The sequence below is a fragment of the Actinomyces capricornis genome, assembly GCF_019974135.1.
Lineage (GTDB): Bacteria > Actinomycetota > Actinomycetes > Actinomycetales > Actinomycetaceae > Actinomyces > Actinomyces capricornis.
Map to the genome: position 1 here is coordinate 890,085 of NZ_AP025017.1, position 20,716 is coordinate 910,800.

A 20,716-nucleotide genomic window follows, 5' to 3' on the forward strand; every position below is an offset into this window, starting at 1 on the left:
CGACAGCCTAACCGCGCGCTGCGGGGCCGCGTCGAGCACTGCCGCAGCCCTGACGCCCCGAAACCGCGCCTCGCGCACGCGCGGGCCGGCCCGATGTGAGGAGGTACGTGCGATCCGTGGACAGCGCCAGATGGTATCGGTTAGATTAAGCACTGCTCTCACGGATCGGATGGGTGGTGGCCGCGGAAATGCCGGATTCCGGCATTGTCGAGCAGCACCATCCCCGATGAGCATCGGAGGCTGGGCGGTGAATATCCGTCTTCAGTGGAGTGACCTCATAGCGTTGTCGACCTCGGTGGATGCGGTGCGCGATGGCCTGGACGGCCTCGATATTGCTGCAGCGCTTGATGGCGTGGAGGCGGCCATGCCGGGATCGACGAGCGCGGGGAGGGTGGCAGCCGCGGCAGGCCTGTTCGGGCTCGTATGGCCGGACGCATCGAGGAACCTTCTGCACTACCTCGAGAACACCGGAGAACCCCAGCAGATCAATGTCAACCGCATGATGAAGGACATGCCCGACCTTAACAACAACACCCATGCAGAGGTCAAGAAGTTTGCAGATGACGCCAAAGATGACGCCATCGCCTCCGGCGCATCAGGGCCGGTGACCTACACCTTCAGTACCCCCTGGGAGCCGGAATACGCAGAGCAGAAAGAGCACCCCAACTGGTTCTACGCCACAGGCGGCTATCAGCGCGCCACCGAGGGCACCGTGACGGTATACCCCCCGACCGAAGATGATCCAGAATGGACATACAAGTACAACTATCGCGTCCATGTGGCGGACCGGTACAACTGGGACGGCAAAAAAGCGACACCGATCGGACCACTTACTATCACAGACAAGGAACTACAGGAACTGCACCGAGCCGGACTCGCTCAGGAGTACGATCTCATCGGCGAATCATCAGTAGTGAGCGGGCCATGAGGATCTCGAAATCAGTCAACATGCACCGTTCTCCTCTTTATGTTGTCAAGGTCTTCGCACTCGCCAGTGTCTGCGTCATGGGAGCGTCAGGATGCGGCGCACTGCGACCAGGGCCACCTGAGGCCTCAGGAACACCTCGTTCATCCCAAGGAGCGAGCATGGCCAGCACCCATCAGGAAGGGGCGCCCTACCCCGCGGACATGGAGCACCTCGACCAGATCCTCGCCATCGGCCAGGGGCACGACCTGCCCGAGGGCGCAGAGGTCACCTCAGTCAGCCCGGCCACCAACTTCGCCGAGGGATTCCCCGGAGGCTGGGGCTACATCATCACCTTCACCGCCACCGACCCAGCCATCCGCACCTACGTCACCAACAACACCATCCACGACGGCAGAATTCTCGAAAAGTACTCAACGGCTCCCCCGGACGGGCTCGACCTGGAGGATGTGGACGTCAGCACAATCAGCAACCCATGGTCCGCACGCTCCAAAGGCGCAACACTCCTCCTGGAGCGCCCCCTGGGCCGCGGCTGGCTCATCATCAAAGGCGCACCCCGCTGAGGAGGCGGTCGCCTGCAGGCACACCCTCACTCCTGGCCGGCCGGCTCCCCAGCACGGTCGTGGGAGCCCCGGCGGGCCGCCGGTAGACGCAGCCGGGAGGCCGCCACAGCCGTGACCGCGAGTACCACGAGGGCCAGGGAGGGCGTGGCCACGGCCCAGGGGGCCCGTTCGATGTACGGCAGTGCCTCGGCCAGGACCAGCCCCCACTCCGGGCTGGGCGCCTGCGCCCCCAGCCCTAGGAATCCCAATCCGGCCAGTGCCAGCGCCACCCCCGGCAGGCGCAGAGCGGCATGGCTCAGCAGCGGCCCGGTCACCGCCGGCAGCACCCGGGTCAGGGTCACGCGCACGCGCCCCTCCCCCAGCACCGGCGCCACCAGCACATCGGGCCGCAGCCGGGCCTCCTGGACCAGGGAGGCCGCATGAGCCGCCAGAGGCGCCCAGGCCACGCAGGCCACCGCCAGTGCTGCCCCCAGACCGCTGGGGCCGGTGACCGCCGCGACGATCAGCCCGGCGAGCACCGGCGGAGCGGCATTGGCCACCTCCACGAAGCCGATCGAGGCCCGCGGCACCAGCCCCAGCAGCAGGGCGATGACGAAGCACACGGCACTGACCGCCAGCGCCATCAGCGCCGTCGAGCTCGCGCCATGGGCGACGCGGGCCAGCACATCGCGCCCCAGCGCGTCGGCCCCCAGCGGCAGGGCCGCACTGGGCGCCTCCAGGCGGGTCGCCACCACGGCCAGGGGGTCGCGGCCGATCCCTGCCGCCACCATGACCACCAGCAGGCCGCTGCCCACGGCCGTCAGCACCCTCGCGGCCCGGACGGGATGGGCCACCGGCGCGGGCGCCGGCAGGCCCCCGGCCTGCGCGGCAGGGCCCAGCACGAGGCGGCGGGCCAGCTCCGCCAGCGCCCCCGCCCCCAGGGCCAGGGCCAGCAGGAGCACGATCCCCGCCTGGAGAGCCGGAACATCCTGGGCCGTGGCAGCCCCCAGCAGGGCCCGGCCGATCCCGGGGATGGCGAAGACCTGCTCCACGGCCACCGCCCCACCCGTCAGCCCCACCACCGCCAGCGCCACCTGGCCGGTCAGGGGCGCCACCGCACGGCGCAGCACCGCCAGCGCCACGGGGCCGCGCCCGATCCCCGCCGTCGTCCACGTCCTCACCCAGCCCTCGGAGAAGGTGGCGGTGATCGCGTCTCCCAGCAGCCCTCCCAGCAGGCCGCCCGCCGGCAGGCCCAGGCTCAGGGCGGGCAGGACCACCTGCGCGGGAGTACCCCACCCGTAGGGCGGCAGGAGCCCGGCGTAGACCGACAGGATGAGCAGCAGCACCGGCGCCAGGAGGTACTCGGGCAGGGAGGTCAGGATCGCGGCCGCCGCCCCACCCCGGGGCCGGGCCCGCCCCCGCAGGCCGTCGCGCAGGGCCGGGCCCGCCAGCAGGACGACGACCACCAGGGCCACCAGGAGGCTGGCCCCCATGAGCCCCAGGGACAGGGCGAAGGCCTGCCAGCTCCCGGGACCCACGTCGCGCCCCGAGATCCAGGAGGTGCCCGCCTCGCCGCGCACGAGCCCGCCCAGCCAGTGGCCGATGCTGCCCAGGGGGCCGCCGTCCAGGCCCAGGCGCTGGCGAATCGACTCCAGGACCTCGGGGGTCGGCTCGCGCTCGGCGGAGGTGGCCCGAAGGATCGTCAGGGCGGGATCGTTGCTGGAGAGCCAGGGCATGGCGCCCACGAGCGCGACCAGCCCCAGGAGCGCCACCAGGCGGGACAGGGCCATGACGGCGTCGGAGCGCACCGCCCCCAGCGCATGCCGGGCCCGACGGCGCACCGAGGCTCCCAGCAGCGCGCTCACTGGCCCGTCTTCGTCTCGACCGTGACCAGGGCGCGCTCGCGCGGGTCGCGCTCGGCACCGCTGAGGCCCGCAGCCTCGCCCTGGATGACCCGCTCATGCAGCAGGGGGATCGCCGCGGTCGTCGCCAGGATGGCCTGCTCGGCCGCCATCGTGGCCTTCTGCCGCTCCTGACCCGGAGCCAGGGCGCCGGCCCTGGCCAGTGCCTCATCCACGGCCGTGTCCTTCAGGAAGCACAGGGTGAAGGAGCCCGAGGAGGAGAAGTCGGAGACCATGTAGGCCACGGGGTCTCCGGAGTCCAGGACGGTGGCGCGCGAGAGCAGGAAGGCGTCGAAGGAGCCCGCCAGGGCATCGGCCTCGATCTGGGCGTACTCGCGCACGTCGGTGCTCACGGTGAAGCCCGCCGCCTCGAGCTGCTGGGTCAGGAGCACCATGATCTCCTCCAGCTCGGGGCGATCGGTGTAGGAGCCCACCGTGATCGTGGTGCCCGCGGGCACCGATCCCGCCTTGGCGGCGCCGGGAACCGAGCCCTGGGCGGCGGCCCCCTTGGCCCCCGCATAGGCCCCGTCCCAGGAACGCAGCGGGGGCGCCCAGGGCAGGGCGGGCCCCAGCAGGCCCGCGGCGACGTCGGCATGGCCCTCGTAGACGGTGGAGATGAGGGCCTCGGGGTCCAGGGCGTCTCGGGCCGCGGCCCGCAGGCCGGCGTCGGCGAAGGCCCCTGAGGAGGTATTGAGGTAGAGGGTGCAGGTGCGGGGCATGGGAACCTCGTGGAGGAGGGCATCATCGAGGGTGGCCACCTGGGAGACCGGCACGGCCTCCACCAGGTCGGCGGTCCCGGTGCGCAGGGCGGCGCCGCGCGCGGTGCCATCGGGCACGAAGGTGACGTCGATGCCCGGCGCCTTGGCCTTGCCCGCCCAGTAGTCCTCGTAGCGCTCCAGGGTGGCCCCGGCGGTGCCCTCCACGGAGGTCAGCCTGAAGGCGCCCGTCCCGTGGCCCACAGGGTCGACCGGGCCGTCGGCCCGGTCGGGGTAGGCCGCGGCGGCCAGGATCGCCAGCTGGGGGCTGGACAGGCGGTGGGGGATCAGGGGGTCGGGGCTGGCGGTGGTCACCACGACGTCCTGGCCCTGCGCGGTCACGCTCAGCTCGATGCCGTCCAGGATGCGCGGCGGGGTGCTGTAGGCGGCCGCGAAGCTCAGGGCGGCGGCCGCCTGCTCGGCGGTCAACTCGGTGCCGTCGTGGAAGGTCACGCCCTCGCGGATGGTGAAGCGCCAGGTGGTCTCGTCATCCTGGGTCCAGGAGGTGGCCAGGCCCTCCATGGCGTTGCCCTCGGCATCCAGGGTGATGAGGGTCTCGGCGCACGACCAGCGCGAGAGCTTGAAGGCGTCGTCGGACAGCGGGTTGAGGCCGCTGCGCGGCGGCTGGAGCATGGCCAGGCGGATGCGCCCGTCACCCGAGCCGCTCCCGCCGGAGCTGCAGGCGACCAGGGTGGCGGTGGCGGCGCCGGCACTCAGCAGGGCGAGCACCTGACGGCGGGTGACCGGGGCGGTGGTGGTGGACGGGTTCATGAGCTCTCCTCGGGTTCATCGGTCTGGTGGGCGCACCGGGCGGCAGGCCGCGCAGGTGGTCGCAGGCACTGGTCACGGGCGCTGATGATGGGACTGGTCGTGGTGGGCCGGGGGCTGGCCAGGCGGGGTCCGGCGGTGGGCTATGGGCTCAGTGGCTTCGGTGTGCTCGGGGGTCTCAGGGGCCTTCCGGTCGAGTCGGTGGCGGTCGGCGGTCGTCGTGGCTGGTCTGGAGGCGGGGCCCGGGGGATCGAGGCCGGCACGGGGCGCCCGCCGGGCTCAGGCGCCTATCGCGGGCATCTGGGGGACGGCGTCGCGCAGCGCCCGCGTGGCCCGGTGGGAGGGGCTGGTGAGGATGCGCTCCATGGGGGCGTCCTCCACCAGGGCGCCGTCGTCCATGACCAGGCAGCGCTGGCAGATGCGGGCCACCGCCGCCAGGTCGTGGGAGACCACGAGCAGGGCCGGTGCCGGCGCCCGACCCTCCGCCGGTGCCGCCGCGTCGTCGTCGCCGCCCTCCGGGGGCTCCCGCCCCGCCCGCTCCCCCGACGACGGCCCGGCAGCCTGCGCTGCCGTTCGCCCCGTGGCGGGCTCGGTGCCCGATCCGCGGCCGCCGAGCCCGGCCAGGAGCTCGAGAACCTGGCGGCGCAGGGCCGGGTCGAGCCCAGAGACGGGCTCATCGAGCAGGAGGTAGCTCGGGCGGGGCGCCAGGGCGCGGGCGATGGCCACGCGCTGGGCCTGGCCCCCGGAGATCTCGTGGGGCCGGGAGCCCCACAGGTGCTCGGCGACGCCCAGGCCCTGGAGCAGCGCCGCGGCCCTCTCCTCATGCTCCGCGCGCCCGCCCGCAACCCCCAGGGTGCGCAGGGGCGTGGTCACCTGGTCCAGGACCCGGCGGCGGGGGTCGAGGCTGGCCGCGGCGTCCTGGGGCACGTACTGGACGGCGCGGCGGTAGGGGCGCATCCGGCGGGCGCTGCCGCGACGGACCTCGCGCCCCTCCAGGAGGATCTGGCCGCCGTCCTCGGGGCCGGGGCGGTCCATGAGGAGCAGGGCGCGCAGCAGGGTGGTCTTGCCGCAGCCCGAGCGGCCCAGCAGAGCGGCGCTCTGGCCGGGGGCCAGGGCGAGGTCCAGGCCGCGGAGCACGCGGTGGTAGCCGCCAGCGGCGCGGTAGGAGCGCGTCAGGCCGCGCACCGCCAGACCGCTCATGCGGCGATACCGGGGCGACGCCGGTGCCCGGACTCGCCCGATCCGGCGCCGCCTCCCCCGCCGCCACTGCCGCTCCCGCCTCCCCGGACTCGCAGTCCTGCAGCCGCCAGGGCGCCGTCGAGGGTCTCGTCGGCGGCCGCCTCGCACATGGCGCGCGTGGCCGGGTGGCGGGGGTCGGTGAGGACCTTCGTGGTAGCGCCCCGGTCGACGACCCGGCCCTGGTGGAGCACGACGATCTCCTGGCAGATAGTGGCCGCGGGCAGGTCGTGGGTGATGAGCAGCAGGGAGGGGGACTGCGGGCCGCCGGTCACGTCGCGAAGGAGGGCCAGGGCCTCGCCGCGGGCCACCACGTCCAGGGCGGTGGTGGGCTCATCGGCGATGAGGACCGCAGGATCGCCGGCCAGGGCCAGGGCCAGGCAGACGCGCTGGCGCTGGCCGCCCGACAGGCGCCCGGGGACGCGGGCACCGGTGCCGGCGTCCAGGCCGACGGCCTCAAGCAGCTCGACCGCCCGGTCCCGGGCGCGCTCCCCCGCCCGGGACCCGCCGGCGCCGCGGGCGGCGAGCTCGACCTGGCGCAGGGCGGGGATGAGGGGGTGCAGGGCGGTGGTGGGGTCCTGGGGCACCAGGGCCGCCCGACTCCCCCGGGGGCGTGCCGCGGCGGGCGTGCCCAGCAGGTCCGGGCCCGCCGGCGCCTCCGGGGCACCCTCGTCCTGCGCGCCGTCCCGTGCTGCGTCCTCCACGACGCGCAGGGAGCCGCTGGCCTCCAGGCCGGGGGGCAGGGTGCCGGCCAGGGCGGCGCAGGTCAGCGATTTGCCGGCCCCCGAGGCGCCGACCAGGGCGGTGCGGCCGCCCGGGACGAGGCTGAGGCTCACGCCGTCGAGCAGGGTGCGTCCCCCGGCGCGAAGGCCCAGCGAGTCGAGAACGATAGTCATATGCAGCACCCTAAGTGCTGTTGAGACTCATTTTCAACTCACCTCCCCACCATCTTTCGACAATTTGCATGAGATCGGCCTTTTCCGGGGCTGGAAAAGGCCGATCTCATGCAAATTGTCGAAAGGAAGGGGAGGGAGGGTCAGGGGCGGGGGACGCCGAGCCTGCGCAGGTCCCGCACGGCCCCCAGGTCGGCGCTCGTGGCGAGCATGGCATAGGCGCGCAGGGCCGCCGAGACCTTGCGGGGCCGCTCCACATGCGGGGTCCAGGCCGCGTCCCCGCGGGCCTCCTCCTCGACCCGGCGCCGGGCGATCTCCCCCTCATCCAGGCGCACCGAGATCGAGCGCGCCGGGATGTCGATGTCGATGATGTCGCCCGAGCGCACCAGCCCGATGAGGCCCCCGGCCGCCGCCTCGGGCGAGCAGTGCCCGATGCTCAGCCCCGAGGTGCCCCCGGAGAAGCGCCCGTCGGTCAGCAGGGCGCACTCCTTGCCCAGGTGCATGGACTTGATGTACGTCGTCGGGTAGAGCATCTCCTGCATGCCCGGGCCCCCACGCGGGCCCTCGTGGCTGATGACCACGACGTCGCCGGCCTTGACCCTCCCGCCCAGGATCCCCGAGACCGCATCGTCTTGGGACTCGAAGACCACCGCAGGCCCCGAGAAGGTGAGGATGGAGTCGTCCACCCCCGCGGTCTTGACGATGCAGCCCTTCTCGGCGATGTTTCCGAAGAGCACCGCCAGCCCGCCGTCGGCGGAGTAGGCGTGCTCCAGGTCGCGGATGCAGCCCGCTGCACGGTCGGTATCCAGGGCCTCCCACCGGGAGGACTGGGAGAACATCTCCGTGGTGCGCACCCCGCCGGGGGCGGCCAGGTAGCCGGTGTGCACCTCCTGGCTGAGCCCCGAGCCGGGGACGCCGTCGGGGCCGGGGCGCACGATGTCGTAGGTGGCCAGGGACTCGGCCAGGGTGGAGCCCAGCACATTGGTGGTGGAGGTCTCCAGCAGGCCCGCCCGGTCCAGCTCGCCCAGGATCCCCATGATGCCGCCGGCGCGATGGACGTCCTCGATGTGGAACAGGTTGGTCGAGGGCGCCACCTTGCACAGCTGGGGCACCCTGCGCGAGAGGCGGTCGATGTCGGCCATGGTGAAGTCCACCCCGGCCTCCTGGGCGGCGGCCAGCAGGTGCAGCACCGTGTTGGTCGAGCCCCCCATGGCGATATCCAGGCTCATGGCGTTCTCGAAGGCGGCCTTGGTGGCGATGGACCGCGGCAGGACCGAGTCGTCCTCGCCCTCGTAGTAGGCCTTGGTGATGGCCACGATCTGGTGGCCCACGCGCTTGAACAGTTCGCCGCGGTCGGCGTGGGTGGCCAGGATGGTGCCGTTCATGGGCAGCGCCATCCCCAGGGCCTCGGTCAGGCAGTTCATCGAGTTGGCGGTGAACATCCCCGAGCAGGAGCCGCAGGTGGGGCAGGCCAGGCGCTCGATGGCGCTGATGATCTCATCGGAGACCGTGGGGTCGGCGGCGTCCATCATGGCGTCGATGAGGTCGAGCTTGCGGGTGGTGCCGTCGGCGGCCGTCATCTTGCCCGACTCCATGGGCCCACCCGAGACGAAGATCGCCGGGATGTTCAGGCGCATGGCCGCCATGAGCATGCCGGGGGTGATCTTGTCGCAGTTGGAGATGCACACCAGGGCGTCGGCGCAGTGGGCCGAGACCATGTACTCCACGGAGTCGGCGATGAGGTCGCGGCTGGGCAGGGAGTAGAGCATGCCGTCGTGGCCCATGGCGATGCCGTCGTCCACGGCGATGGTGTTGAACTCCTTGGCGATGCCCCCGGCGGACTCGATCTGGCCGGCTACCAGGCGCCCGACGTCGCGCAGGCCGACGTGCCCGGGGACGAACTGGGTGAAGGAGTTGGCGATGGCGATGATGGGCTTGCCGAAGTCGGAGTCCTTGACACCGGTGGCGCGCCACAGGGCGCGGGCCCCGGCCATGTTGCGGCCGGAGGTGGAGGTGGCGCTGCGGTACTGCGGCATGGGGTCTCCTTGACGAAGGACGCGGGTCTGCGCTCAGGGTAACTGTCACGACGTCAGGTCTCTTCCAGGCGACCACCTCGTGGGACCAAGGACACCTGAGCGGCCCGGGCGACTGACGGCGTCACACCTGGGGCCGTCGTCGCCGGCCTCCTCGACGACGGTGCGGCGGCTCCACCGGCAGCACTGGCGACCGGACCATCGGTCGAGTTCCAGGCCCACCCATGCGACGGCAGTCGGCGGGCCGTAGCCGATGGTGATTCCCAGTGCCAGAGCTCCGACCACCAGTGCAGTGGCAACCATGAGGGTCCACAGCGCGCGAGCGGGGAGCCTGGCGGCGGATCCTGCCTCGGCTACAGGGCAGGGCGAGCAAGGCCGAGGTGGTGTCCTCTGCGAGCTCCCGCCCGAACATCCAGGCGAGGATGGTGCCGCCGCCCAGGAGACCCGCAACGCCGGCGACCTGAGTGGCGCCCGCCAGCAGGCCGCTCCAGTCCAGGCTCGCCGCGGGGCCGGCCTCGGCGACGAGTTGGGCGTTGCCGCCGGCCACGCCCACAGTGATGCCGCCCAGCAGCAGGACCGTGCCGGCCACCATCACCACCGCGGTGAGCGCTCCAACCCTGGAGTGCCGCAGCAGCAAGAGCTCCATCCTGAGGATCACAGCCATGATGGTTGCGGTCCGGCGCGGCCCATCCAGTCCAGTCCACCCCGGCGCCCTGCCCCGCCCGATCGGGGGCGTGATGGCCGCGCACGCAGAGCCGCCCCCGGCTGCGGGGCCAGCAGCGCGGGGGCGGCACGGGTTCGCCGGCCGGGGGCCGATGCCGGGTCCGGCCGGGAGTGACGCTCAGGTGGTCACATGACGCCGAGGATCTCGGTGACGAAGACGAGGGTGTCCCCGCCCTTGATGCCGGCCTGGGGCACGCCGCGGTCGCCGTAGCCCAGCTCGGAGGGGATGGATAGCAGCAGGCGCGAGCCCACGCGCTGACCCACCAGGGCGTCGTCCCAGCCGCGGATGACCATACCGACCCCCACCTGGAAGTTCAGGGGCTGCCCGCGGTCGTAGGAGTTGTCGAAGACGGCGCCGTCCCAGGACTGGCCCAGGTAGTGGGCCACGATGGTGTCGCCGGCCTCGACGACCTGGCCGTCACCGGCGTCGAGCACCTGGACCTGCAGGCCCTCGGGGGCCTGGGGCCCCGGGAAGGTCAGGGTGGGCTTGGAGCCCGCGGCTCCCTCAACGGTGGGCATGTTCGTGTTGATCATGGCCGCGAGCCTACGCCAGGCCCGCGTGCCGCCCGGGATCCACCCCTCGGCTCGCCGCGAACCGGCCCGCCCTCGCCCGCGGCACCGGGAGCACCGCGCACGGGGCCTCGCCCGAGCCTGACCCGGAGCAGCACACCGGGCCAGACGGGGAAGCCGTCTGGCCCGGTGCGTTCAGTAGGTACTGCCCGGGCGGGACAGCCGGGTCGGTACGAGGCCGGCCCAGCGCCTCGGCTCAGTCCCGGAAGTAGGACAGCAGGCGGAGGAACTCCAGGTACATCCACACGATGGTCACCACCAGCCCGAAGGCGCCGGCCCAGGCGTAGCGCTGGGGCAGGCGGTTCTCCACGCCGCGCTGGATGGACTCGAAGTCGATGGCCAGGCAGAAGGCGGCCAGGACGACGGCCACCAGGCCCAGGATGACGCCCAGGGGGATGCCCATGACCTCGATGCTGCGCAGGCCCCACTGCCCGCTGGCCACACCGGTGAGCATGAGCCCGAGGTTGATCAGGGAGAACAGCGCGTATCCGGCCACCGCCACCAGGACGATGCGCAGGAAGCGCCCCTGGACGCGGAAGCCCGCGAACTTGTAGGCGCACAGCATGGCGGTGAAGGTCGCCGCCGTGGCTAGCACCGCCTGCATGACGATGCCCGGGTAGCTGTACTCCATGACGCCCGAGAAGCCTCCGAGGAACAGCCCCTCGAAGGCGGCGTAGAGCATGATGAGGGCCGGTGAGGGCTTGGACTTGAAGGAGTTGACCAGGCCCAGGACCAGGCCGGCGATGGCGCCCACGAAGGTCGCCATGTAGCCCAGACCCATCGTGGCCGGAGAGGTCACGAGGTTCCAGGCGATGGCGCCGGTGACGACGATGATGCCGAACAGGCCCGCGGTGCGGATGATGACGTCGTCGTAGGTCATGCGGCGCATGTCCACGCTGCTGGCCGACGGCGCCTGGTACTGGGCCTCCAGGCCCGCGAGCTGCTCGGGGGTGACCTGGCCGTAGCCCTGGGGCGCCTGGCCGTAGCCGGGCTGGCTGTAGGTGGTCCGGCCGTAGCCGGGCTGCTGGCCGTAGGCCGGGGCGCCATAGGACTGCGTGCCGTAACCGCCCTGGCCGCCGGGCTGGTAGCCGGGCATGGTGGGGTAGCCGTTGGGGGTGTAGGCGGGGGCGGACTCGCGCACGCCGCCTCCGGGCTGGAAGGCGGAGCTGCGACTGAAGAAGGGGTTGCTCATGTGGTGGCTGTCCTCTCTCGGGGGACGGTTGAGCGCAGCCCCCGTCGGGGGCCGGCGACCCGGGCGAGGCGAGCGACCGCCCTCGGCCGGGAACTGGCCCCATTATGCCCAGGCGATCCTCCTGGTTGAAATCCCTTCCCCGCGCCAGGAGGCCTCCGGACCGGCCCGGCCCATGGGGAGTCCTCCCCTGGACCCCCGCCGACGGCCCTCAGGAGGCCCAGAGGATCCTTCAGCGGCGGCACCGCCCACCCGCCTCACGCGCCCTCCTCGCCTGTGGCCGATGCGCTGGTATCGAACCGTGACTTCGGGCAGACTCCGATCATGCGTTCCCGCACTCTCTTCGCCATTCCCGCTCTCGTGGCGCTGACGGTCGGCCTGACGGCGTGCCGTAACTACGAGCCCCTTGCCGTGGAGCCCCTCGAGCCCAGCGCCTCGGCCTCCTCGGAGGACTCCCCGCCCCCCAGCGGTGAGCCGAGCGCCTCCGCCTCCCCGACGCCGGGCAAGCCGAGCGCCGCCCCCTCCGAGACTCCCCGACCGACGCGGATCTCCGACCTGGCGGTGGGCGACTGCACGCTGGAGAACAGCGCCGCGGCCGACGGGGAGAGCGTCAGCGAGGTCTCCGTCGTCAACTGCGAGACGCCGCATGACCGGGAGGTGATCTCCATCGGGCAGTCATCCCTGGGCGCCTATGACGAGACCGCCCTGACCTCGGAGATCGACACGGCCTGCTCCACGGCCCTCATCGAGTACATGGGGGGCTCGGTGGGTGATTTCTCCACCAGTTACATGTACCCCTCCCAGAACGCCTGGGACGCCGGCAACCACTCCTACTACTGCTTCGCCACGACCAAGGACGGCAGCCAGAGCACGGGATCGGTGAAGAACGGTCCGACGACCACCGGCGAATCCAGCGGTCCCACGGCGGGCCCCGCAACGAAGAAGCCGGAGACGACCTGACCGGGGCGAGCCGGTCCCCGGCTGCGGATCGGGAGTGCGCCGCGGCCCGGCGCTGAGGTGAGCGCCGCTGGCGCACCGGGCGAACGATCGCGGGGGCGTCAGTGGCCTTGGGCCTCCTCGCCCTGGTCGGTCAGATAGGTCTGCAACCTCACCAGATCGAAGGGCTCATCACTCTCCGTGGTCGTCAGCACCCCGGCCACCGCCCGCGCCGGGCCCCCATCGACCGAGTACGTCGCCCGCCACGTCGTGGTCAACGTGATCCTGACCCCCCGCGCCGTGGCGGAGTACTTGTGGAACACCGTGTGATCAGGCCACGGCGCCCCCGCATCCGTCGTGGTCAACGACGTCCCATCACCCCAGGACCACGTATAGGACACCGGCGTGGCCACCACCCGCACCGCCGAGCCACCCACCACCGTGTCAACCACCTGATCAGCACCCCTGTGGACAACCCCGCCCCCACCGGCTCCTCCCGCAGGAGGACCCCTCTCGGCCGCTGGGGCCATCAGGCCCTCCGCCAGGTTCGTCAACCGGGCCGATCCGACCGGGGCCGCCGCCCGCCTACCGTGATGGATACCAGGGCAGCACCGGCCGCCCACAAGGCACCCCGGCACAGCAGCCCTCACCGGCTCCCATATCCCGAGATCGCCAGACCCCGCATCACCCAACCGCACCGAGCAGCCACATCGAGCAGAGGACTCCACCATGATTGAGGCAGTCGACCTGACCAAGCACTACGGCGCCAAGGTCGCCGTGGACCACATCTCCTTCACCGTCGAGCCCGGCACCGTCACCGGATTCCTCGGCCCCAACGGCGCCGGCAAGTCCACCACCATGCGCATGATCATGGGTCTGGACAAGCCCACCACCGGCCGCGTCACCGTCAACGGCCGCCCCTACCGCGAGCTGGCCGCGCCCCTGTGCGAGGTCGGCGCCCTCCTGGACGCCAAGGGCCTGCACCCCTCGCGCTCGGCCCGCACCCACCTGACCCAGCTGGCCATCTCCAACGGCATCCCCACCAACCGCGTCGACGAGGTCCTGGAGCTGACCGGCCTGACCAGCGTGGCCAAGAAGCGCGTCAAGGGCTTCTCCCTGGGCATGGGCCAGCGCCTGGGCATCGCCGCCGCCCTCCTGGGCGACCCCCAGACCCTCATCTTCGATGAGCCGGTCAACGGCCTGGATCCCGAGGGCGTCAAGTGGGTGCGCGAGACCTGCCGCAACCTGGCCTCCCAGGGCCGCACCGTCTTCATCTCCTCCCACCTCATGAGCGAGATGGCCCAGACCGCCGACCAGCTCATCGTCATCGGCCGCGGCCGCATCATCACCTCTGGCCCCGTCAACGAGGTCATCGCCGCAGCCACCGCCGACCGCGTCCGCGTGGCCTCCCCCCAGGCCACCCGGCTCGCCGAGCTCATGGCCTCCCACAAGCTGGCCGCGCGCCCCGTTGAGCCCAGCGTCCTGGAGACCACCGACACCACCGCCGCCGCCATCGGCGAACTCGCCGCCACCCACGGCATCGTCCTGCACGAGCTCACCACCATCCGCGCCAGCCTCGAAGAGGCCTACCTGACCCTGACCAAAGACTCCGTGGAGTACGCCGTCGGGGAGCACACCCCCGCCGACCCCGGGCCAGCCGGTCCCCGCCCCACCGGGGGCGCGGCGCCGCGCCCCTCCTCCCCCACCCGCCACAGCGCCCGGGCCGCCTGACCCACCGGCCCACGAAAGGAACGATCATGACCGCCACCACCATGCAGGGGCCCGCGCCTGCCGCGCGGCCCAGCACCCAGTCCCCCGCCCTGCGCCGCCCCGCCATCACCGGCCGCCAGACCTTCGCCCGGGCCGTCGCCTCGGAGTGGACCAAGATCCGCACCCTGCGCTCGACCTGGGTCACCGGGGCGATCACCGTCGTCGTCACCGTCCTGTTCGGCGCAGGCCTGGCCATCGCCTTGAGCCAGACCCCCGAGGTCCAGGACGGTGCCGCAGAGGCCATCACCGTCGGCGCCACCTTCGGCCAGATCGCGGTGGCCGTCCTGGCGGCCCTGGCCATCACCGGGGAGTACGCCTCGGGGCAGATCCGCTCCTCCCTGGCCGCCGTGCCCCGCCGCGGGCGCCTGCTGGCCGCCAAGGCGATCGTGGTGGCAGCCCTCGCCTTCGTCCTGGGGCTGGTGTCCATCACCCTGTCCTGGGCTCTCTCGGCCCCCTTCATGGACGGGCACGCCGGCTCCCTGGCCGACGCCGAGTACCTGGGCCTGTTCTGGGGCACGGGCCTGGCCTTCGCCCTCATCGCCCTGATGAGCCTGGGCCTGGGCTTCCTCATGCGCTCGACCGCCGGGGCACTCACCGTCACGACAGTGCTGCTGTTCGTCATCAACCTCCCCCTCAACCTCATGGCCCTCAAGTGGGACTGGGCCACCAAGGCCCTGGAGCTCACGCCTTCGGCCGCCTCGAACGCCGTATCCGATCCCTTCGAGTACACCTCGCGGTGGGCGGAGGCCTCCGTCGACCACCCGGTCGTGCTGGCCGTCTTCCTGGCCTGGACCCTGGTGCCCCTGGTCCTGGGCGGCCTGTCCTTCCTGCGCCGGGACGCCTGAGGCCCCCATGGAGCTGACCCGCCGAGGTGAGCCCGCCCCGGGCGGCCCCGCAGTGCTGCGGGGCCGCCCGGGGTATCCCACCAGCCCTATCGAGCCATCACCGTCATCACCCGACCAGAGCGGGTCTCCCCGCCTACCCGGCCAGGATCGCCCCACCCCCAAGCCGCCCCACCCCGGGCCCGGCAGCCGCGGGCCGGTGCCGCCTCCTGCCGGCCGCCTCGACGACGTCGACGCCTCCCCCCGCTCGGCCCACCTGGCACTCCTCCAGGCCGCCGCCCGGGCGCTGCCGTTGTCGTCGGGCACCGCAAGCCATAGCGCAACCTCCCCCGCCGAGCCCGCCAGGACCGGACCCGAGGGCCACGCGGCCCCAGAAGATGCCACACTTGCCATGATGCACCTCACCACCGCACTGCACCGCGACTCCCCCGTGCGCGCCTCCCTGGGCGGCCGTCTGCGCACCTGGTATCGCGAGCACCCCTTCCAGGTGGACTCCCTCATCGCCGTGGGCGTCCTCCTGGTCAACATCCCCCTGGGCTTCCTGCTGCTGATGCGCCCCTCACCAGCACTCGAGCTCCCCCGCGAGATCGCCAGCGCCCTGCCCATGGCCCTGGGCTCCAGTGTCATCGCCACCGCCCTGCTGGCGGTGCGGCGACGCTTCCCGATGGCGAGCTGGCTGGGCCTGCTCCTGCTCCTCGTCGCCTTCCAGACGATCGGCCAGGTGCTGCTATCGCTGAGCCCCGAGGAGAGCGCGACGGCGCTCGGAGGCCTAGCCGCCTTCGTCATCCTGGGACTGCCGCTGTGCCTGGGCACGATCGCCGTCTACCGGCGCCCCGCCGCGGCCTGGGGGGCCTGGGCCGTGACCGGCCTGGTGTTCTCCATCAACTACCTCATCACCGAGAGCAGTAACCAGACTGCCGAGTCGGCATGGCGCAACATCACGACCAATCTCATCATGTTCGCCATCCCCGTGCTCGTGGGCCTGACCATCAGGGCCTCGCGCCGCAACCTCGAGGATCTGCGGATGCACACGGCTCGCATGGCCCTGGCCCGCGAGCAGAGCGCGCTGCTCGCGGCCGCCGAGGAGCGCAGCCGCATCGCCCGCGAGATGCACGACGTCGTCGCCCACTCCCTGGCGGTGATGATCACCATGGCCGACGGCGCCGCCGCCGCCATCGACCGCCGACCCGAGCAGGCCAAGCAGGCCCTGGAGGTGCTGGCCGAGACCGGGCGCAGTGCCCTGGCCGATACCCGCCGCCTCGTGGGAGTCCTGCGCGAGGATCCCCCCGCCACCTCCATGGCCCCGGAGGCCTCGCCCGCCTCGGCCGCATCCCCGTCGGGCGTCCGCACCACCGGGGCGGGCGAGCAGGACGGTGGCGCCCACCAGGCCGATGATCCGCGCACGGGCCTCCCACGCGGCGGCCAACCCCAGGCCAGCCCGGTGACCTCAGGCCCCGTGCCGGTCGTCCGCGAGCTGCCGGTTCCCGAGTTCGCGCCCCCGGGCACGGTGGCGCCCGTCGAGCCCAGCGCGCAGATCGCCGACCTGCGCCGTCGGGCCACCGGTACCCAGGCCGACCCCACCACCGGCGAGGCCCCCATGTCCCCCGCCCCCGAGCAGGCCGACATCGCCACCCTGGTGGAGCACTTCAGGGCCGCCGGAGTGCCGGTGGCCTACACGTGGACGGGCGCGAGCCTGCCGCAGGACAAGGCCCTCCAGCTCACTCTCTTCCGCATCGCGCAGGAGTCCTTGACCAATGTGCTGCGCTACGCCCCCACCACGAAGTCCGTGGCGGTCACCGTGGAGCGCCATACGGGCACCGCGGTGCTCACGGTGGACAACGAGGCGGCCCCGGGCTCACGGCCCATGCACGGATCGGGCAAGGGCCTCATCGGCATGCGGGAGCGCGCCGCGGTCTATGGTGGGACAGTGCAGGCCGGCCCCACCCCCATCGGGTGGCGTGTGCGCGCCGTCCTGCGCTGGGACGAGCACGATGAAGGGAGCTCTTCGTGGCAGATGCCTCTGTGAACACCGCAGCCGGCGACGACGACCAGGAGGCCGAGCCCCTGCGCACCGTCCGCGTGGTTCTGGCCGACGACCAGTCCCTCATGCGCATGGGCTTCCGCATGGTCCTGGATGCCGAGGAGGGGATCGAGGTGGTCGGCGAGGCCTCCGACGGCACCACCGCCATCGCCCAGGCCAAGGCCCTCCGGCCCGATGTCATCCTCATGGATGTGCGCATGCCGGGGATGAACGGCATCGAGGCCACGCAGATCATCGCCCAGGAATGCCCCAGCACCCGGATCCTCATCCTGACCACCTTCGACCTGGATGAGTACGCCTTCTCCGGGCTGCGGGCGGGTGCCTCCGGCTTCCTGCTCAAGGACACGCGCCCCACCGAGCTGGCCGAGGCCATCCGCACGGTGGCCTCCGGGGAGGCGGTGGTCTCGCCCCGCGTCACCCAGCGGATGCTGGAGATGTTCGCCGCCGACCTGCCCGACACCGGTGGGACGCCGTCGGCCGAGGACCCCAGGCTGGCCTCCCTGACGCCCCGGGAGCGCGAGATCCTCATGCTCATGGCCCGGGGCATGTCCAATGCGGAGATCGCGGCCCATCTGGTCGTCTCGGCCACCACCGTCAAGACCCACGTGGGCAATGTGCTGGCCAAACTGGACGTGCGCGACCGGGTGCAGGCCGTCGTCGTGGCCTACGAGACCGGCCTCATGACCTAACCTACCCCTTTTGCATGAGATCGTCCTTTTCCGGGCCTGGAAAAGGACGATCTCATGCAAATTGTCGAAGAGTAGGGGTCAGGGGGTGTGGAGGCGCTGCTGAGCGGCCTCGAAGCCCTCGGCCACCACCTGCTCGACGACGTCGGCCGCCTGCTCCAGGGTGACCCCCAACTCCTCGCGCTCGCGCGCCGGGAAGTCGGACAGGACGAAGGCCGCGGGGTCCTGGCGTCCCGGCGGGCGGCCCACCCCCACGCGCAGCCGCGCGTAGTCCTTGGTGCCCAGCACCGAGGAGATGGATCGCAGGCCGTTGTGCCCGCCCTCTCCCCCGCCGCGCTTGAGGCGCAGCTCATGGGGCGGGATGTCGAGCTCGTCGTGGATGACCAGCAGCCCCGCGCGGGGGTCCACCCCGTAATAGCCCAGGAGGGATTTCACGGGGCCACCGGAGACATTCATGAAGGAGGTGGGCGCGGCCAGGATGGCCCGGGGGCCGGGCGCTCCGCCCGGCAGCATCCCCAGGCGCACCTCGGCCAGGCGGGCGCGGGCCTTGTGGGGGGAGAGGCGGGCCCCGGTACGCCCCGCCAGGACGTCGATGACCATATGGCCAACGTTGTGGCGGTTGCGGGCGTACCGGGCCTCGGGGTTCCCCAGCCCGACGATCAGCCAGGGGGCGGTCACGGGCGGCTCACTCGGCTCGCGGCGACGGCTCGGTCACTGCTCCTCAGCGGCCTGGTCCCCAGCCTCATCCTCGGGGACGGAGGCGGCCACGGCGCCCTTGTCGGCCACGTTGACCACGGCGGCCTCGGGCTCGGAGACGGCCTCGACGCCCTCGGGCAGGGTCAGGTCGGCCACGGTCAGCACGGTGCCGCCGGCCACGCCGGTGATGTCGACCTCGAGGGTCTCGGGGATGGAGACGGCGGGGGCGGAGAGCACCACGTGGGAGGACTCGATCATGTGGATGGTGCCGGGGGCGGCCTCGCCGACGACGGTGACGGGCACCTCGACCTCAACGCGCTCGTTGCGGTTGACCAGCAGGAAGTCCACGTGCTGGACGCCGGGGCGGATGGGGTGGCGCTGGACCTCCTTGGTCAGCACCAGCAGGGTCTCGCTGCCGACCTTGAGCTCGACCAGGGCGTTGTCGTTGCTGCGCAGGGCCAGGCGGGTGGCGTGCTCCTCCAGCAGCAGGTGGCGCGGCTCGGTGCCGTGGCCGTAGACGACGACGGGGACCTGGCCGGCGCGGCGGGCCTGGCGGGCCGAGCCCTTGCCGAACTCGGTGCGGTCCTGGCCCGTGAGGGTGATGGCGTTGTTGGCCATGTGGCTCTCCTAGATGATGAGGAGCGGGACCAGGGCCCCGCAGTCAGTGGTCCGGCGGGCGCGTCGACGCGCAGTACCGCCAGGTACCACCACGTCGATCACGGATGCGCGCTGGGCAGCGCGTCCCTCGCCGGGGCAACGCCGGGCAGTCTACGCCACCGCCAAGCGGCCCCGGAAGGCGCCCTGCGGTGAGGCGCCCCACCCGCCGGCATCGCCGCCGCCGGGACTGGGGCCACCTGAGCTGAGGCTTCCGGGGCTGAGGTGTCCGAGGCAGACCATCCCACGTGATGCGGGGGCAGGACGCCGGCGCTACGTCACGGGGTGCGTCCCTTTAGTGCGGTGGCAATTCCTGCGGGTCCTCACAGGAGGCTCAGGCGCCGCCCCGTGCCTATAGAACGCGGGGTTGTCCGTGGATTGCAGGTGCTGTCGGCACGGTGCAGGTCTGGGAGACCCGCATTCCGCAGACATCCCCCGCAAAGTGCAGACAATCCTGCGCAGTGCAGACAACCCCGCACAGTGGACCCATCTCCGCCATGCGCCGGAGTACTCAGCGCCCAGAGCCTCCGGGCGTCAGAACCTCCGGGTCCCCAGCGATTCCGGCTGTCAGTAGCTCCGGGAGGCCAGCAGCGCCAGCCTCCGGGCCGCGGCGGAATCAGCCCCCCAGCCACTCCAGGCAGCGGCGCACCTGCTCGATGGGGAGCTGGCCGGGGGCGGAGGCCAGGGCCTCACCCTCCTCATCGGGGACGACGACGAAGGTCAGGGCCGAGCCGAAGACCGGTGCCACACGGCTGATGGTCCCCAGGGCCCCCATGGACATCGCTGCCACCGGCACCTCCAGCGCCGTCGACATCCGCGCGCTGACCCCCAGCAGGCGGGCCACGTCCTCCGCGCTCAGCGGCATCACCGCCACCTTGGCCAGGTCGGCGCCCTGGGCCGCCATACCCGCCAGCACCTCCTCCAGCTCGGCGTCGCCGGGAGTGCCCTCGAAGTCGTGGAAGGATCCGACGACGTCGATCCCCCGCTCGTGGGCGCGCGCGGCCAGTTCGGGCAGGCAGCCGCGCTGGACCTCGACGTCGATGGCCGCGAGGCGCGCGGTCCGCGGCAGTGCCTCCACTGCCTCCAGGACCGCGAGCAGGATCTCCCTGTAGGCGGCATCCCCCACCTGCGCCCGCCCGCCCTCGGCCGTGGTGCGGCAGGTGAGCAGGAGCGGGGCGGGCGCCTCCAGGTCCGCACCGGCACTGGACTGCCCCGGGGCCCCCATGCCTGCCTGAGCCTCGTACAGGCCTCCCAGGCACTCCAGGATCCGGGATGCCGCCGGACCGGGCCCCGCCTCCAGGCCCTGGCGCACCTCCTCCAGCAGATCCACGCGCATCTCCAGAACCTCGGCCCCAGCGCTCACGGCCCGGCGGGCCTGGTCGGCGGCCTTAGCGAGGGTGGGGCCGGTCAGGGCGACGACGAGCGCGGGCCGTCCCGCACCGACCCGTGCCCCGCCCCAGCGCAGGGGGCCACTGCCGGGGCCCCGCTGCCCCGGCTCCTGCCCCGGCTCCTGGCCAACGGCCTCATGCGGCTGGTACTGCTGCGGTGTCATGGCC

General features: G+C 72.3%; 18 protein-coding genes. 7 read left to right on the plus strand and 11 right to left on the minus strand.

Annotated features, from left to right (window positions below; translation table 11 throughout):
• Window positions 1–226: 226 nt before the first annotated feature.
• Window positions 227–928 carry a hypothetical protein gene (locus MANAM107_RS03600; protein ID WP_223911240.1) on the plus strand — a complete coding sequence of 234 codons (702 nt, stop codon included), beginning with the start codon at window positions 227–229 and terminating at the stop codon, window positions 926–928.
• A 158-nt stretch (window positions 929–1,086) separates the two neighbouring features.
• Entirely contained in the window at window positions 1,087–1,488 is a 402-nt protein-coding gene (locus tag MANAM107_RS03605; RefSeq protein ID WP_223911242.1) for a hypothetical protein, read from the plus strand.
• A 26-nt stretch (window positions 1,489–1,514) separates the two neighbouring features.
• Here the strand turns inward: MANAM107_RS03605 and MANAM107_RS03610 are convergent, their stop codons facing one another.
• The 7 genes from MANAM107_RS03610 to MANAM107_RS03640 all read right to left on the minus strand — a co-directional run bounded on the left by MANAM107_RS03610 (window position 1,515) and on the right by MANAM107_RS03640 (window position 11,538).
• The gene (locus tag MANAM107_RS03610; protein WP_223911245.1) at window positions 1,515–3,332 is read right to left on the minus strand and encodes an ABC transporter permease subunit; all 1,818 of its coding nucleotides are present in this window, start codon (window positions 3,330–3,332) and stop codon (window positions 1,515–1,517) included.
• Complete coding sequence (locus tag MANAM107_RS03615; RefSeq protein ID WP_223911248.1) at window positions 3,329–4,894, minus strand: ABC transporter substrate-binding protein; 1,566 nt, start codon at window positions 4,892–4,894, stop codon at window positions 3,329–3,331. The genes MANAM107_RS03610 and MANAM107_RS03615 overlap by 4 nt, the downstream gene beginning before the upstream one ends.
• A 276-nt stretch (window positions 4,895–5,170) precedes the next feature.
• A complete protein-coding gene (locus tag MANAM107_RS03620; RefSeq protein WP_223911251.1) occupies window positions 5,171–6,091 on the minus strand; it encodes an ABC transporter ATP-binding protein in 921 nt (306 codons plus the stop codon).
• Window positions 6,088–7,023, minus strand: coding sequence for an ATP-binding cassette domain-containing protein (locus MANAM107_RS03625; protein WP_223911253.1), 936 nt, complete (start codon window positions 7,021–7,023; stop codon window positions 6,088–6,090). Before MANAM107_RS03625 ends, MANAM107_RS03620 begins: the two co-directional genes overlap by 4 nt.
• 140 nt (window positions 7,024–7,163) lie before the next feature.
• On the minus strand, window positions 7,164–9,056 hold the full coding sequence (gene ilvD / locus MANAM107_RS03630) for a dihydroxy-acid dehydratase (protein ID WP_223911256.1): 1,893 nt from the start codon (window positions 9,054–9,056) through the stop codon (window positions 7,164–7,166).
• Window positions 9,057–9,902: 846 nt separating this feature from the next.
• A complete protein-coding gene (locus MANAM107_RS03635) occupies window positions 9,903–10,310 on the minus strand; it encodes an FKBP-type peptidyl-prolyl cis-trans isomerase (RefSeq protein ID WP_179901011.1) in 408 nt (135 codons plus the stop codon).
• A 232-nt stretch (window positions 10,311–10,542) separates the two neighbouring features.
• The gene (locus MANAM107_RS03640) at window positions 10,543–11,538 is read right to left on the minus strand and encodes a Bax inhibitor-1/YccA family protein (RefSeq protein ID WP_223911258.1); all 996 of its coding nucleotides are present in this window, start codon (window positions 11,536–11,538) and stop codon (window positions 10,543–10,545) included.
• A gap of 321 nt (window positions 11,539–11,859) precedes the next feature.
• Between MANAM107_RS03640 and MANAM107_RS03645 the strand changes: the two genes are divergently transcribed.
• Window positions 11,860–12,495 carry a septum formation family protein gene (locus MANAM107_RS03645; RefSeq protein ID WP_223911261.1) on the plus strand — a complete coding sequence of 212 codons (636 nt, stop codon included), beginning with the start codon at window positions 11,860–11,862 and terminating at the stop codon, window positions 12,493–12,495.
• Window positions 12,496–12,593: 98 nt separating this feature from the next.
• Here the strand turns inward: MANAM107_RS03645 and MANAM107_RS03650 are convergent, their stop codons facing one another.
• On the minus strand, window positions 12,594–12,923 hold the full coding sequence (locus MANAM107_RS03650; protein WP_223911265.1) for a hypothetical protein: 330 nt from the start codon (window positions 12,921–12,923) through the stop codon (window positions 12,594–12,596).
• A gap of 277 nt (window positions 12,924–13,200) precedes the next feature.
• Here MANAM107_RS03650 and MANAM107_RS03655 point away from each other — a divergent pair, with 277 nt between their 5' ends.
• From MANAM107_RS03655 to MANAM107_RS03675, 4 genes are all read left to right on the plus strand, one after another.
• Window positions 13,201–14,202, plus strand: coding sequence for an ABC transporter ATP-binding protein (locus MANAM107_RS03655; RefSeq protein ID WP_223911268.1), 1,002 nt, complete (start codon window positions 13,201–13,203; stop codon window positions 14,200–14,202).
• Window positions 14,203–14,228: 26 nt separating this feature from the next.
• The gene (locus MANAM107_RS03660) at window positions 14,229–15,086 is read left to right on the plus strand and encodes an ABC transporter permease subunit (protein WP_223911270.1); all 858 of its coding nucleotides are present in this window, start codon (window positions 14,229–14,231) and stop codon (window positions 15,084–15,086) included.
• Window positions 15,087–15,282: 196 nt separating this feature from the next.
• Window positions 15,283–17,109, plus strand: a complete 1,827-nt coding sequence (locus tag MANAM107_RS13055; RefSeq protein ID WP_263421922.1) for a sensor histidine kinase — start codon at window positions 15,283–15,285, stop codon at window positions 17,107–17,109.
• An 80-nt stretch (window positions 17,110–17,189) separates the two neighbouring features.
• Window positions 17,190–17,813 carry a response regulator gene (locus tag MANAM107_RS03675; RefSeq protein WP_263421948.1) on the plus strand — a complete coding sequence of 208 codons (624 nt, stop codon included), beginning with the start codon at window positions 17,190–17,192 and terminating at the stop codon, window positions 17,811–17,813.
• Window positions 17,814–17,891: 78 nt separating this feature from the next.
• Here MANAM107_RS03675 and pth read toward each other — a convergent pair whose 3' ends face one another.
• From pth to MANAM107_RS03690, 3 genes are all read right to left on the minus strand, one after another.
• A complete protein-coding gene (gene pth / locus MANAM107_RS03680; RefSeq protein ID WP_223911274.1) occupies window positions 17,892–18,488 on the minus strand; it encodes an aminoacyl-tRNA hydrolase in 597 nt (198 codons plus the stop codon).
• Between the two features lie 33 nt (window positions 18,489–18,521).
• A complete protein-coding gene (locus tag MANAM107_RS03685) occupies window positions 18,522–19,124 on the minus strand; it encodes a 50S ribosomal protein L25/general stress protein Ctc (RefSeq protein WP_223911276.1) in 603 nt (200 codons plus the stop codon).
• A 652-nt stretch (window positions 19,125–19,776) separates the two neighbouring features.
• On the minus strand, window positions 19,777–20,712 hold the full coding sequence (locus tag MANAM107_RS03690; RefSeq protein WP_223911278.1) for a type I 3-dehydroquinate dehydratase: 936 nt from the start codon (window positions 20,710–20,712) through the stop codon (window positions 19,777–19,779).
• Window positions 20,713–20,716 lie beyond the last annotated feature (4 nt).

Bases quoted from the DNA above. Each gene is read 5' to 3' on its own strand.
- MANAM107_RS03635 (WP_179901011.1), bottom strand. From the start codon at position 10,310: ATGATCAACACGAACATGCCCACCGTTGAGGGAGCCGCGGGCTCCAAG.
- MANAM107_RS03655 (WP_223911268.1), top strand. From the start codon at position 13,201: ATGATTGAGGCAGTCGACCTGACCAAGCACTACGGCGCCAAGGTCGCC.
- MANAM107_RS03675 (WP_263421948.1), top strand. From the start codon at position 17,190: ATGCGCATGGGCTTCCGCATGGTCCTGGATGCCGAGGAGGGGATCGAG.
- MANAM107_RS03600 (WP_223911240.1), top strand. From the start codon at position 227: ATGAGCATCGGAGGCTGGGCGGTGAATATCCGTCTTCAGTGGAGTGAC.
- MANAM107_RS03615 (WP_223911248.1), bottom strand. From the start codon at position 4,894: ATGAACCCGTCCACCACCACCGCCCCGGTCACCCGCCGTCAGGTGCTC.
- MANAM107_RS03685 (WP_223911276.1), bottom strand. From the start codon at position 19,124: ATGGCCAACAACGCCATCACCCTCACGGGCCAGGACCGCACCGAGTTC.
- MANAM107_RS03660 (WP_223911270.1), top strand. From the start codon at position 14,229: ATGACCGCCACCACCATGCAGGGGCCCGCGCCTGCCGCGCGGCCCAGC.
- MANAM107_RS03625 (WP_223911253.1), bottom strand. From the start codon at position 7,023: ATGACTATCGTTCTCGACTCGCTGGGCCTTCGCGCCGGGGGACGCACC.
- MANAM107_RS03605 (WP_223911242.1), top strand. From the start codon at position 1,087: ATGGCCAGCACCCATCAGGAAGGGGCGCCCTACCCCGCGGACATGGAG.
- ilvD (WP_223911256.1), bottom strand. From the start codon at position 9,056: ATGCCGCAGTACCGCAGCGCCACCTCCACCTCCGGCCGCAACATGGCC.
- MANAM107_RS03640 (WP_223911258.1), bottom strand. From the start codon at position 11,538: ATGAGCAACCCCTTCTTCAGTCGCAGCTCCGCCTTCCAGCCCGGAGGC.
- MANAM107_RS03645 (WP_223911261.1), top strand. From the start codon at position 11,860: ATGCGTTCCCGCACTCTCTTCGCCATTCCCGCTCTCGTGGCGCTGACG.
- MANAM107_RS03620 (WP_223911251.1), bottom strand. From the start codon at position 6,091: ATGAGCGGTCTGGCGGTGCGCGGCCTGACGCGCTCCTACCGCGCCGCT.
- MANAM107_RS03690 (WP_223911278.1), bottom strand. From the start codon at position 20,712: ATGACACCGCAGCAGTACCAGCCGCATGAGGCCGTTGGCCAGGAGCCG.